Origin of the sequence: Variovorax sp. LjRoot130, from assembly GCF_964253755.1 — a bacterium.
Lineage (GTDB): Bacteria > Pseudomonadota > Gammaproteobacteria > Burkholderiales > Burkholderiaceae_C > Variovorax.
The window spans coordinates 947,890-960,397 of sequence record NZ_CAXURM020000002.1 but is presented as its reverse complement, the minus strand read 5'-3'; the positions used below and the strand labels follow the sequence as shown (position 1 = coordinate 960,397).

At 61.4% G+C, this 12,508-nt stretch carries 13 protein-coding genes and 1 pseudogene; 4 read left to right on the top strand and 10 right to left on the bottom strand.

Annotated elements, in window-relative coordinates:
• Window positions 1–352: 352 nt before the first annotated feature.
• The 4 genes and pseudogenes from ACSQ86_RS34415 to ACSQ86_RS34400 form a co-directional block, all read right to left on the bottom strand.
• Window positions 353–475 (bottom strand): hypothetical protein, encoded by a 123-nt coding sequence (locus ACSQ86_RS34415; protein WP_436297295.1) that lies wholly within the window; start codon window positions 473–475, stop codon window positions 353–355.
• Window positions 476–596: 121 nt separating this feature from the next.
• A complete protein-coding gene (locus ACSQ86_RS34410; RefSeq protein ID WP_436297839.1) occupies window positions 597–872 on the bottom strand; it encodes an antibiotic biosynthesis monooxygenase family protein in 276 nt (91 codons plus the stop codon).
• A gap of 94 nt (window positions 873–966) precedes the next feature.
• Complete coding sequence (locus tag ACSQ86_RS34405) at window positions 967–1,866, bottom strand: NAD-dependent epimerase/dehydratase family protein (protein ID WP_436310683.1); 900 nt, start codon at window positions 1,864–1,866, stop codon at window positions 967–969.
• Window positions 1,867–2,000: 134 nt separating this feature from the next.
• Window positions 2,001–2,206: pseudogene (locus ACSQ86_RS34400) on the bottom strand (tartrate dehydrogenase); the annotation flags it as partial.
• On the opposite strand from ACSQ86_RS34400, the gene ACSQ86_RS34395 reads away from it, so the two are divergent.
• The gene (locus ACSQ86_RS34395) at window positions 2,124–2,576 is read left to right on the top strand and encodes a hypothetical protein (RefSeq protein ID WP_436307783.1); all 453 of its coding nucleotides are present in this window, start codon (window positions 2,124–2,126) and stop codon (window positions 2,574–2,576) included. The pseudogene ACSQ86_RS34400 and the gene ACSQ86_RS34395 sit on opposite strands and share 83 nt — an antisense overlap.
• 551 nt (window positions 2,577–3,127) lie before the next feature.
• On the opposite strand, the gene ACSQ86_RS34390 is transcribed toward ACSQ86_RS34395, so the two are convergent.
• Complete coding sequence (locus tag ACSQ86_RS34390; protein WP_436310682.1) at window positions 3,128–3,946, bottom strand: alpha/beta fold hydrolase; 819 nt, start codon at window positions 3,944–3,946, stop codon at window positions 3,128–3,130.
• Between the two features lie 402 nt (window positions 3,947–4,348).
• Between ACSQ86_RS34390 and ACSQ86_RS34385 the strand changes: the two genes are divergently transcribed.
• Window positions 4,349–5,740, top strand: a complete 1,392-nt coding sequence (locus tag ACSQ86_RS34385) for a M20 family metallopeptidase (protein ID WP_436310681.1) — start codon at window positions 4,349–4,351, stop codon at window positions 5,738–5,740.
• 195 nt (window positions 5,741–5,935) lie between these two features.
• Here the strand turns inward: ACSQ86_RS34385 and ACSQ86_RS34380 are convergent, their stop codons facing one another.
• The 5 genes from ACSQ86_RS34380 to ACSQ86_RS34360 form a co-directional block, all read right to left on the bottom strand.
• Complete coding sequence (locus ACSQ86_RS34380; RefSeq protein WP_436306626.1) at window positions 5,936–7,291, bottom strand: IS110 family transposase; 1,356 nt, start codon at window positions 7,289–7,291, stop codon at window positions 5,936–5,938.
• Window positions 7,292–7,465: 174 nt separating this feature from the next.
• Window positions 7,466–7,852, bottom strand: a complete 387-nt coding sequence (locus ACSQ86_RS34375; protein ID WP_436310680.1) for a hypothetical protein — start codon at window positions 7,850–7,852, stop codon at window positions 7,466–7,468.
• Between the two features lie 246 nt (window positions 7,853–8,098).
• A complete protein-coding gene (locus ACSQ86_RS34370; RefSeq protein WP_436310679.1) occupies window positions 8,099–8,284 on the bottom strand; it encodes a hypothetical protein in 186 nt (61 codons plus the stop codon).
• 402 nt (window positions 8,285–8,686) lie between these two features.
• Window positions 8,687–9,454, bottom strand: a complete 768-nt coding sequence (gene pcaD / locus ACSQ86_RS34365) for a 3-oxoadipate enol-lactonase (RefSeq protein ID WP_436310678.1) — start codon at window positions 9,452–9,454, stop codon at window positions 8,687–8,689.
• 22 nt (window positions 9,455–9,476) lie between these two features.
• Window positions 9,477–10,451, bottom strand: a complete 975-nt coding sequence (locus tag ACSQ86_RS34360) for a Bug family tripartite tricarboxylate transporter substrate binding protein (RefSeq protein WP_436310677.1) — start codon at window positions 10,449–10,451, stop codon at window positions 9,477–9,479.
• A gap of 416 nt (window positions 10,452–10,867) precedes the next feature.
• Here ACSQ86_RS34360 and ACSQ86_RS34355 point away from each other — a divergent pair, with 416 nt between their 5' ends.
• Window positions 10,868–11,488 carry a glutathione S-transferase family protein gene (locus ACSQ86_RS34355; RefSeq protein ID WP_436310676.1) on the top strand — a complete coding sequence of 207 codons (621 nt, stop codon included), beginning with the start codon at window positions 10,868–10,870 and terminating at the stop codon, window positions 11,486–11,488.
• Window positions 11,489–11,649: 161 nt separating this feature from the next.
• Window positions 11,650–12,468: an alpha/beta fold hydrolase gene (locus tag ACSQ86_RS34350; protein WP_436310675.1), complete on the top strand. Its 819-nt coding sequence runs from the start codon at window positions 11,650–11,652 to the stop codon at window positions 12,466–12,468.
• Window positions 12,469–12,508: the final 40 nt, after the last annotated feature.

Sequence of the window (12,508 nt, the reverse complement as noted above, 5' to 3'; positions counted from 1 at the left end):
CGCGGACGTCGTTCTGACGCGGCCCGACTTCGTGGTGTATGGGCACGCCGATCGCGCAGGTCTCGCGCCTCTGGCCGAACGCTCCTGCAACAGCTGCAGTATTCCTCGACGAGGACGCATCACCGTGCCATCAGCGTCCTTTGTCCTTGAAGAGGCCGACGAAGAGATTCCGCATCCACTGGTGTGCCGGATCCGACTCGAAGCGGCGGCTCCAGTGGATCGAGACGGTCGTAGCAAAAACCAACTGTGTCACTCTTGCGCAGGCAAATGTGTCACTCGTCTTTTTGACACAGACCCGATTGGGGGCAAAGTCGCGTGCAGTAAGGGTTTGCGCGATTCCGCAGGAAATGTGTCAATCGCTCCTCACCGCCAGACCTGCAAAGACAATGTCGAGGCTCTTTTCCAGCGCAGGCGCCGTGTACAGCCGACCTTCTGCTTCGGCGACCATGGCCACCTCGTTCTTGTCGTCTTTCATCTTGTGCTCCGTTGCCCGTGCAATGTTCGCACTTTCGCTTCAATCGAAAACCCTCCTGCGTCAGATGCTCGCGCAAAACCAAAACGACTCTTGAGATCGAAAGCCTAGGCTCGGGGGCCGTTCAGACCGGCGTGATCCTTGGATCTTCGGAAGCCCCCTGTGCATTTTTCATTCGCCCACCGCGTTGGACGCCGGCAGAACTCAACGTGCTCCACCACCGGCGGCTGCGCAAAAAAGGCCTCACGATGGCGCGCCATTTCCCATAGGCTGGCGAGTTCCGGAAGCCGACCGTGTGGTCTTCCAGGCTGGCCCAGTGGATCAGCAGCACGTAGCGTTCAGCCGACTCGATGCTGCGCCGCACTTCGTAGTTGCGAAATTCCGGTGCCTTGGAAAGCACGGTGTCCAAGCCGCGTCGCGCGGCCTATTCGTCCTGCCGGCCGGGATGGATGCGTATATCTGCAAGTTCCAAGATCATTGTTTCGTCCTCGTGTTCAAAGGGCCATTTCCTTCTGGATCCAAGCAACCGCCGATTCGTGGCGCGGCGACCATCCCAGTTCGCGCCGCGCACGCGTAGCGCGGACCCGACTGTTGCTTCCGTAGGAGTAGTAGGCACGAGCCTGACCCCACATCGCCGCGGCCTCGTCCGCGGGCAGCGACTCGACACGGCCCAGTCCGAGGCGCTGGGCAATGGCTTCGCCGATTTCGACGAACGACGCTTCGCCGTTCTCGGCAAAGTAGAAGGCACCCGCTGGTGCCTTGTCGAGCGCCAGCAGGTACAGATCCGCCAAGTCGTCGATGTAGACGGTCGACCAGCGGTTGATGCCCTTGCCGACAACGCGTACCACACCATTTGCGCGTGCCTGCTCCACAAGAAACGGGATCTGGATGCTGCGCGTGTTCAAACCCGCGCCCACGCCATAGGTCAGCGTGGGACAGACGACGACCGAGCGCACGCCGCGCGCTGCGGCAGCGAGGACCGTGCCGTTCAGCGCGTGCCGCGCCTGCTTGGCGGGCGCGACGACGAAGGGCGTGTCTTCGTCGAAGACGCGCTCCGAGAGCCGGTCGCCATGGGCGTCGTCGCCGACAACGCTCGATCCGCTGGTGTGAATCAACGGCTTTCCGGAGCCCTCCAGCGCCGCGATCATGGCTTGCAGCGACGGGAGATGATCCGCGTTGGCCGTATTGACCACGCCGTCGGCCTCGCGCGCCTCGCGGGCAAGCACCTGCGCATCGTCCAGGCTGCCGATCACGGGTTCGATGCCGCATGCGAGAAGCGCGGAGGCCTTCGAATCGTTCCGCAGCAAGCCGCGCACGGTGTGGCCCCGGGCGACGAGGCATGCGGCGATGCTGCCTCCGGTGTAGCCGGCGGCGCCGGTCATGAAGAGTTTCACTACGATATTTCCTAGAGGGCGACGGTCGAAAGCCACGGCACGGTCGCGATCACGACCACGCTCACCAGCAGCGCGGCCATGTAGGGCCAGATAGCCCGCATCACTTCTTCCGGCTTGCCCTCCCCGATCCGGCACGCCACGGCGCGGCCGTCCCACCAGGGCATGCTGATCGCGATGCCGTTGCTCTTGTGGCCACCGTCAGGTGCTTTCTCCTGCGCGCCTGGGCGAGTTCGTAGGCGTACCTCAGCACGCGGTCGGTGCCGTGGCGCGAGAAGACCGATTCCTGGATCACGATCTCGCGCTCGGTGCCTTCGTACATCACGCCGCCGAGCGAGGTAATTGGTGTTTGTTGGGTCGACCGTGTCAATCTGTCGAAAAAATACTACTACCCCGAGGGCGAGTCGGCCAACACGCGCGCGTCCTATGCCTCGGCCATGCGCTACGGGTGCGCTTGGTACGCCGCGCGCTATGGCCGCGCGCTGCGCCTGCCGGTGCCCGTGGTGATCCAGTTCATCGTCGACCACGCGGCGCGCAAAGCGGACGAGGATTCCGAAGCCGGCCTGGTCAGCGAACTGCCACCCGACGTTGACCAGGCGCTCGTGGCCAACGACTACAAGACGCGGCTCGGCGCGCCCGCGCTCAACACGCTCGTGCGCCGCATCTCCGTGCTGCCCCAGCAATTCGTCAGCCTCGTCGATTCGCTGCGCTGACTGCCACGATGAATTGAGTCCGGCGCCCAATGTTCCCCCAAAGAGTCTGTGGAGTCGGCGTGTGGGCCCAGCAGAGCCGCCACATCCCTCACCTGAACAGCGTCAATGACCGAAGAGGGCTTGCTCGCGCTTCCACTCAGCCGCCCGCTGGCGCGTAGACAAATCTGGGCCCAAGCTGGGTGCACAACCAGTTTCGGCCTCGTAGACAGACATCATGTCGGTAGGCAAATAGATACTGGAAACACAACTCAATTGCTGATGCGAGTCGTAGTCGCCTTGCCGGGCTCGGAGCTCAAGGAGGCATCTGCGGAGTAAAGCCATAATTTTCTCCTTCAACGGGGTATCGCTCGGCACACAGGCAGCACTCAACCAGCTCTCGACTGGAGGGAGCAGGCGGTCCGGCGCTCTATCCGATCCACAGTCCGCCACCGTGACCACACTGCGACACCCGAGTCATGTCGCAGCCTCGCCTCACTCGATCCTTACAAACACCCTGCCGTCTTCAATCTTGACCGGATAAGTCCGCACCGGCGTTGCCAGCGGAGGGCCCTTTACGCACGTCGCCCTTCGCCGCGCATGATGGACTGGGCGAATGAGACAAGTACAGCCGCGGCCTCCGAAACCTTCTCCGGGAGAAGTGCGTGGCCAGAACCATGAATGATTTCCATCGTCGTCAGGTGGCCTACACGATCTCGCAAGTAATCTTCTTCGGGTACGGGTGCAATCTTGTCAAATTCAGGCGCAACATAAAGCACCGGCAAATTTTTGCCTACTTCGGTCCAACTACTGTCGGCCGTTGCATTCGTCGCCGCGAGCTGGAATTTAGAGACCTCTGTATGCCACCCGCTCAACCAAACGGAAGCATCGTGCCCCGGAGCGAAGAAGTCGCGCTCCAAATAAAATAGGCGGTCTGCTTCCGGCTTGGAATTGTCAGATACGACATTCACGGAAATCAAGAGCTCGGGCGATATTGTGCTGCCAATAATCGCCGCGAGAAGTGCGACAGATTTTGTCATCGAAGGCCAATGATGGGCGAGAACCCGCGCGACCCAGTTGCCGAACGCGTGGCCCACCACACACAATGCTTCAGGCTTCTCCGGCGCACAATCGGCTTCGATCGCAGCAACGACATCGGCGGCAAGATCGATCAATGTGATGCCTTCGGTCGGCCCCGAACTCGCGCCTATGCCGCGTGGCTGCGGTCGCAACACGCGGAATCCAGCCGCAGCAATTAATGGTGCAATTTCATCGAAATCAGTAGCGCCTCTCGCCAGCGAGGGGAGCAGGACAATGCGTGGGCCCTTGCCTTCGACTAGAAGTTCGACCTGACCTTCAGGCGTGGGGATCAGTTTGCGCTCGAGTTTTGACATTTTGTATCCTAATTTGGTCCGTTTAGATAGAATTCCTTGGCTATTAATATTGATCGATGCTCGCATGTGACTAGGCGTAGCTCGAACTCGCCGCTTCACTCCAAACCGCAGGTTATCGGGTCGACCATCAACAGCATTTTCGCCCGAGTGTGTTGGAATTGATAGAATTGCGAAGCCGTGAGAATATGAAAGCTCCGCCGCCGTATCCGATGACGTCGCAATCATCCAAATTCAGGCGCGCATTCGTCCTATTCCGCCGGGCTGGGAGCGCGATATCGTTCCAAGCAGTCAGTTACTTGGGATTATCTTCATGCGTTTCCTAGCAAAGTGCATCGTCTCCACGCTCATGGGTCTACCCCCCAATGAGGCTGGCCTCCCTCGGGAAGCCCTGCAGGAGGCCGCATGACGCGCGACGCCGCACTGGCCCAGGCTGCCGGCCACTTCGACAGCGGCGACTTCGTGCGCGACCTGTCGCGCCGTGTCGCCTTCCGCACCGCCAGCCAGGAGCCGGACTCCGGGCCGGCGCTGGCCGCCTACCTGCAGGACGAGATCGGCCCTTCATTGGCCAAGCTGGGCTTCAGCTTCAGCATCCACCCCAACCCCGAGCCCGCCTACGGACCGTTCCTGGTGGCCAGCCGCCATGAAGGCGATGATCTGCCCACGGTGCTGATGTACGGCCACGGCGACGTCATCCGCGGCCAGGACAAGAGCTGGACCTGCGGCGAGGGACCGTGGACGCTGGCGGTGGACGGTGAGCGCCTTTATGGACGGGGCACGGCCGACAACAAGGGCCAGCACAGCATCAACATCGCCGCGCTGGCCACCGTGCTGGCGCTGCGCGGCCAGCTGGGCTTCAACGTCAAGTGGCTGCTGGAAACCGGCGAAGAGACCGGCTCGCCGGGCCTGGCAGCGTTCTGCTCTGCGCACCAGGAACTGCTGGCCGCCGATGCGCTGATCGCCAGCGACGGCCCGCGCGTGGGCCGCGACCAGCCCACCGTCTTCCTGGGCTCGCGCGGTGTGGCGAACTTCAGCCTGACGCTGAACCTGCGCGGCGGCGGCCACCACAGCGGCAACTGGGGCGGCCTGCTGCGCAACCCCGGCACGGTGCTGGCCAACGCAATTGCCAGCATGGTGGACGCCCACGGCGTGATCCGTGTCCAGGGCCTGCGCCCGCCGCCCATCCCGGCCAACGTGCGCACCGCGCTGCAGGGCCTGCGCTTTGGTGATGACGCCGGCGACCCGGAAGTTGACCCCGGCTGGGGCGAGCCCGGCCTGACTCAGGCCGAACGGGTGATCGCCTGGAACACGCTGGAAGTGCTGGCCTACAAGACCGGCAACCCGGACTTCCCGGTCAACGCCATCCCGCCCGCAGCACAGGCCTTCATGCACATGCGCTTTGTCGTCGGCACCGACGTGAGCCGGCTGCGTGACGTCGTGCAGCAGCACCTTTCGACGCACGGCTTCGAAGGCGTCGAGGTCAGCGAACCCGAGGTCATGCACGCCACCCGGCTGGACCCGGACAACGCCTGGGTGCGCTTCACGCTGGCCAGCATCGAGCAGAGCACTGGCAAGAAGCCCGTGCTGCTGCCCAACCTGGGCGGCAGCCTGCCCAACGATGTGTTTGCCGACATCCTGGGCCTGCCCACCGTGTGGGTGCCGCACAGCTACGCGGCCTGCCAGCAGCACGCACCCGACGAGCACCTGCTGGCACCGGTGGCGCGCGAGGCGCTGCAGCTGATGACGGGCCTGTTCTGGGACCTGGCAGCGGCCGCGCCGGCGCTACCGCGACGCTGAGCGCGCCGTCTTCGGCGGCTCGCCCAGCGTGCCGCGGAATCCAGCCGCGATGAAGGCGCAGCGGCGCAGCATGGACCCTGATCCTGCGCGCGTTTGCCGAGCGGGCCGGCGCCACCCGCATCGGCCTGGGCGAGTGCCGCGGCACGGTGCGGCAGGTGCTCGCCAGCGATGCCCGGCGTGTCCTTCAGCGCGTTCCTAAGAAACACTCTGCGTTGCTGCCTCTTGGAGGGTGAAGCCGAATTCTGCGGCGCGGCGATGCAGCTGCTTGACGACCCGTTCCCGGTATCGGCGCTCGTAGTGGTCTGCACCGGGGTCCTGGTAACGGATGCCGAACCGCATGGCGTTGTAAAAGAGCACCGCGATCTTGCGCGCGGTCGCGGTTACGGCCTTGGCCTTGCCAACGCGCGCCGCCAGACGTCGATAGAACGCGCCCAGCGCGGTGTTGGTTCGACCGACGGTGACGGCGGCGAGTCGCAGGTGCGCACTCACCCGGTTGGTCGTCTTGCGCGTGTGCGCGGACAGCACCTTGCCACCGCTGATTTTGCAGCCTGGCGCCAAGGTCAACCACGACGTGAAGTGCTTGGCCGTCGGCCACCTGCTCAGGTCAGTCCCGCACTCAGCGATCAAGCGCAGTGCCAAGTAGGGCCCGATACCGTGAATCTGAGTCAAGTCCACGCCTGTGAGCTGATACAGCGGTCCTCGGGTATCGAAGCTCACGGCATTGGGCTGGACTGTCTTGTGCCGTGGTTTGGGCAGCGGCTCGACGGGGTCCTGCTTGTCGGCGTTCAACACGACCAGCGTGCGTTCGATCTGCGCATCGCATTCGCTAAGGCGCAGTTGGTAGAAGTCGTACAGGGTCAACGCCTGCGTCAACGCGAAGACGTGCTCGGGTTGGTAGTTCCCAACCAGCGCGGCGCGCACAGTCGCCATGCTGGCCTTGCAGCGCACGTCTCGCATCGTCGCGAGCACGTCTGGATTGCGTTGGCCATTGACGATGGCACGGACGATCTTCATTCCTGTTACGCCAGTCACGTCGCAGACCACATGGTGCAGCTGCAGATTCATCAGGGTCAGCGCCTTCTGCATGTGCTGGATGTGAGCGGCGGCGTAGTCAAGATGACTCTCGCGCAGCCGCAGGTAAGCCCTCAACGCAGCGATGTCGCGTTCGGGCCGGAAGCTCGGGCGAAGCAGGCCACAGGCATGCAGCCGCTGCAGCCACTGCGCATCGTTGACGTCACTTTTGCGGCCAGGTACCGCACGAGCCTCACGGGCATTGGCGACGATGACTTCGATGCCCCGACTCTGCAATATCTCGTACACGGGCACCCAATACACGCCGGTGGATTCCATGGCCACGGTCTCGATGCCAATCGACATCAGCCAATCTGCCATTCGCTCGATGTCACCGGTAAAAGCCTGGAACGTCTGCACGGCCTCCTCACACAACTCGGGCGCGACACCGACCACATGGAATCGCGAGCCGATGTCGATGCCCGCAGCGCGGTCATGAATAACGGGAAGGCCCGCCGGCTTGATGGATCGTCTTGCCATGATCACCTCCTATCGGTTGAGCACGCCGGACGGGGACTCGGATCAGATCAATTTCCTAAACGGGGTCACGCAAGGTGCCACCACAGCTGGGTCCGCAGCTTCCCCTGGGCCATGTTTTCCGACGGGATGAATGTCTCCAAAAAGCGAGCGGCCTCTGTCCAACGCAATCGCAGTCTAGGACCGTTGCGTGTTTCTATCCATCTGGGGCGCGGCGAGCCGCGTGGGCCGTTTTCCAGCAGGTTGGCCACGGCGCGTTCGAACAGCTCCACGTCGACTACGGCACCGGCGCGTCATCGCCCTGCTGCTCGAAGTCAGGGCCATGCCCTGGCGGCGCGCGCGTTCGGCAAAACGCAGCGTGATGTCGTCCAGCACCTCGCCCAGGTCCAGCTTCATGGGGCGCAGTTGTAAGTCCGGCTCGTCCAGCTGCGCCAGGTGGCCCAGCGTGCGCACCATGCCGGCGGCGTTGCGGGTGTTGCGCAGCGCGGTCTCCAGCAGTTGGTTGTCGGCCGCGCGGACGGCGTCACCCTGCCAGCGCGTCTGCAGCGTCTCCAGGCAGGCCATGGTGGCTTCAGCGGGCTGCGCAGGTCGCGTGAGAGGTTGCTGACGCTTTCGCGGCGAAAGCTGTCGAGCCGGCGCAGATCGTCCCACTGCTCGTGCGAGGCGGCCAGCAGGGGGTGGAAGCCACCACGCAGGCGGCTGAACTCGTCGTCGGCGCTGCCCTGGGCTGGCGCGACCACGGCCACGGCGCCGCTGAATCCTTCGCGCGCGGCGCTGGCCACTCGTCGCTCAGCACGCGCAGGGGCCGCATCACGGTGACGATGATCCAGCCGCCAGCGCCGACGCCAGCAGGATCCCCAGACTCGTTCGCGATGGCGTGCAGCGCCGGTCATCTCGCTGCGCCTGGATCGCCTGCGCCGCGCGCAGCGCATGATCCAGGCGCTTGTTCTCCACGACGGCAGCGGTGTCGATCTGCGGCAGATTGTCATAGAGCACGTAGGGCGGGCTCGGCCGCCCGCGCGCACCTCGATGCGCCCTCTGGGAAACTCGTACACGTCGATGTGTCGATGGATCAGCCTCCGGTTGCCTGGAAGCTGAGTGGCGACAGCTTGCGCCAGGCCGGCGTGATTCCGCAGTGCGCGTGGAGACGGAATCGGTGGAGGCGTAGCTGGGCGTATGCCGCGTGGTGATCTGGCCATCATCGTCCCCAAACGTGCTGCGCGCCAGGCGCCAGGGACTTGCACGCCATCGTTCGGACCGCGCTGCAGATGGCGCTTCAAGCGGAAATTTTCTGGCGTTGCGGTGCTTTTCGCAGCGCAACGGCTAGAGAATCTGCAACCCGGCTGCGCGTGAAGCCCTTAAACCGAATGCAGACTGAAGGCGGACCGTTGCGGCTCCCTAGGCAGGCAGTCCTGCCCAGAACTCGGTGAGCAGGCGCGCGAAGGCATCGGGCTGCTCCACTGCACTCAAATGTGCCGCGTCAAGAAAACGCAGCTGCGCGCCCGGGATGCGCCGGGCAATTCCCTCCGACATCACCGGCGGCGTCGCCTCGTCGCTACTGCCGGCGATCACCAGCGTGGGGCACGCGATGCTGGCGTTGCTGGTGTCGAGGTCGATATTGGAGACCGCCCCGCACGCGGCTGCGTAGAGCTCGGGTGAAGTGGCCTCCAGAACGGCACGTAAAGCGTTCACCTGAGCCTCATCATGTTGATGAAATCCCGGCGTAAACCAGCGCTGCATGGCGCCTGCGGCAATCGACGGCACACCCTGCGTCAACACCGTTGTGATACGGGTCTGCCACATAGCGCGTGCGGCATCGTCGTAGCTGCTGGCCGAGTTGGCAATCACCAAGCTGCGTACCAGTCGTGGGTGGCGAGCGCCCAGCGATTGGGCCGTCATGCCGCCCATCGAAAGACCGACGAAATGCACCGGCCCCACCGCTTGGCTGCGGATCAACTCGGCCGCGTCATCGGCCAAGTCTTCCATGGTGTAGGTACCGGCGCTGGCCGGGCTACGACCATGGCCCCGGTGGTCGTATCGCAGCACGGTGTAGCGGTCTTCCAACGCGACGGCTACGTCGTCCCACATGGTCAGATCACAACCCAGGGCATGGCTCAGCACCACCAGCGGGCCTTGCCCTTGTTGCACAAAATTCAGGTGGGGCATCACGCTTTCCAGCAAAGGGCGGTCAGTCGAGTTTGGCGCCGGATACTTTCACCCGTTCAGCCTGCACTTTGAAGTCTCGCGCCAAGTAGTTTTTGTACTCCTCGGGCGTGGAGCCAACGGCCACATAAGAATAGGCGTCGATTTGAGTGCTGCGGAAATCGGGGGCCATCAGAATCTTGCGAACGTCGCTGGCGATTTTCTCCACCACGGCCGAGGGCGTTCCCACGGGTGCCACGAGCCCGATGTTGAAAGCACCGTTGATGTCTTTCACGCCCGCTTCCTTGAACGTTGGCACTTCTGGCAGGGCAACACTGCGATTGTCGCCGGAAATAGCCAGCGCCTTCAGCTTGCCCGATTTGACATGTTGCTCGATGACTGAAACACCGAGGATCGCCGAGTCCACCTGACCCGAAATGACCTCGGGGATCAGCGGCGCTGCGCCTTTGTAGGGTACGTGCACCATCTCCAGATTCTCCTGTTTAGCAAACATTGCCAGGGGCAAATGGACAATGCCGCCGGCGCCGGAAGAGCCGTAGCTCATCGGCTTGTCTTTGGCGTTACGTGCCAATTGCACAAACTCTTTGAGCGTATTGGCCTTCGAGTTTTGCGGCACGATAAAGACCATCGGCACGGTGATCAGCCACGAGATGGGCGCAAAGTCCTTTTCAGCGTTATAGGGCAATTTCTTGTACAGGTGCGGGTTCATGGTCAGGGCCGCCTCCGTCGCCGCAAACAAGGTGTAGCCATCGGCCGGGCTCTTGGCGACGAACTCGGCACCAATAATCTCATTAGCGCCTGTTTTGTTGAGAACCAGGACTGGCTGGCCCCACTCCTTGTTCAGCCTGACGCTCAAGGCCCGAGTCAGGTTGTCCACAGGGCCGCCCGCGGAGTAAGGAACCACGATGGTCACCGGCTTGGCAGGGAAAGTCTCGGCAACCACGCCGTGCGAAGCAGCAACAACGACAAGGGATAGTGCAATTTTGAAAAGATTTTTCATAGAAGTTGTGTGAAACGGGATCGGGTTACAGAAGCAAGACGACAGGTTGATCTTTTGTCAGAACGCTCGAAATATGGCCGTTAGAGATGATGCACTTTGCTAGGAAGCGCATGAAGAATGCTCCCATGCAAACTGACTGCTTAGAACGATATCGCGCTCCCAACCAGGCGCGATAGAACAAATGCGCGCTTGAACTTGGATTATTGCGACATCATCGGATGGGGCGGCGGAGCTTTCATATTCGCACGGCTTCGCAATTCTATCGACCCCGTCACACTCGGACGAGAATTCCGTTATTGGTCGACCTGATGACCTGCGGTTTGGAGTGATGGCGGCGAGTTGTCGCCAAGGGAAGCGCGCTTGGTCACAGGCGCATCGATCAATGTCCCGGATTAATAGCCTAGGAATTCTTCTTCATGAAACTATATTGGTCATCAACATCTCCATTCGCAAGAAAAGTTACCGCAAGCGCCCACGAGCTAGGGCTAAGCGACAGGTTAGAAACGATTTCAACTCGAGTCGCACCGAACAAGCCTGACTTAGCTTTATTGCCATATAACCCGCTTGGGCAACTTCCAACACTCGTTTTAGATGACGGGACCGCGCTCTACGATAGTCTCGTAATCATCGAGCACCTCATTCATATGGCAGGTGGTGCTAAGCTTATTCCGTTGTCGCCGGAAGCGCGAATTGAAGAGCTTCGGCTGCATGCGTTGTGCAATGGTTTTCTCGACCTGTTGGTGCAATGGCGCATCGAATCAATGAAGGATACGAAGCAGATTGCGCTTATTAATGCGTTCAACTTGAAGTCGAGCATGGTATGGACAAGACTGGAGGCGACAGTCGAGCGAGTCGCGCAACGGCCTTTCGGGTTGGCCTCCATTACGCTGGCTATCGTTGCTGAATACGCTGACTTTCGGTTTCCAAGGCTCGGTTGGCGAGAAAAATACCCGGCGCTCTCTAGCTGGCATCAATCTATACAGTCACGGCCCTCTTTGGCCTCTACCAGATTTTTCGATAGCTCGAAGCCACAATAGGAAGGAAAGTATGGACCGCTGGTAATAACCTGCGATGTAATGAATCTTGATCATTGACGCAAGATGTTGCCGCGCGGCAATTGCAACGGTCCATATTGATGCTTCTTACAAGGTGACTACGGCTTACGGTCTCAACAGCTACCACCAAATTAGGATACTAAATGTCAAAACTCGAGCGCAAACTGATTCCTACGCCTGAAGGTCAGGTCGAACTTCTCGTCGAAGGTAAGGGCCCACGCATTGTTCTGCTCCCGTCGCTGGCGAGAGGCGCTACTGATTTCGATGAAATTGCACCCATAATTGCAGCGGCTGGATTCCGCGTGTTGCGGCCTCAGCCACGCGGCATAGGCGCGAGTTCGGGGCCGACCGAAGGCATCACATTGATCGATCTTGCCGCCGATGTCGTTGCTGCGATCGAAGCCGATTGTGCGCCGGAGAAGCCTGAAGCATTGTGTGTGGTGGGCCACGCGTTCGGCAACTGGGTCGCGCGGGTTCTCGCCCATCATTGGCCTTCGATGACAAAATCTGTCGCACTTCTCGCAGCGATTATTGGCAGCACAATATCGCCCGAACTCTTGATTTCCGTGAATGTCGTATCTGACAATTCCAAGCCGGAAGCAGACCGCCTATTTTATTTGGAGCGCGACTTCTTCGCTCCGGGGCACGATGCTTCCGTTTGGTTGAGCGGGTGGCATACAGAGGTCTCTAAATTCCAGCTCGCGGCGACGAATGCAACGGCCGACAGTAGTTGGACCGAAGTGGGCAAAAATTTGCCGGTGCTCTATGTTGCGCCTGAATTTGACAAGATTGCACCCGTACCCGAAGAAGATTACTTGCGAGATCGTGTAGGCCATCTCACGACGATGGAAATCATCCATGGTTCTGGCCACGCACTTCTCCCGGAGAAGGTTTCGGAGGCCGCGGCTGTGCTTGTCTCATTCGCCCAGTCCATCATGCGCGGCGAAGGGCGACCTACCTAAATCTACCTAGTCGCACGTGTGCTTCAAAGAGCCAGCATCT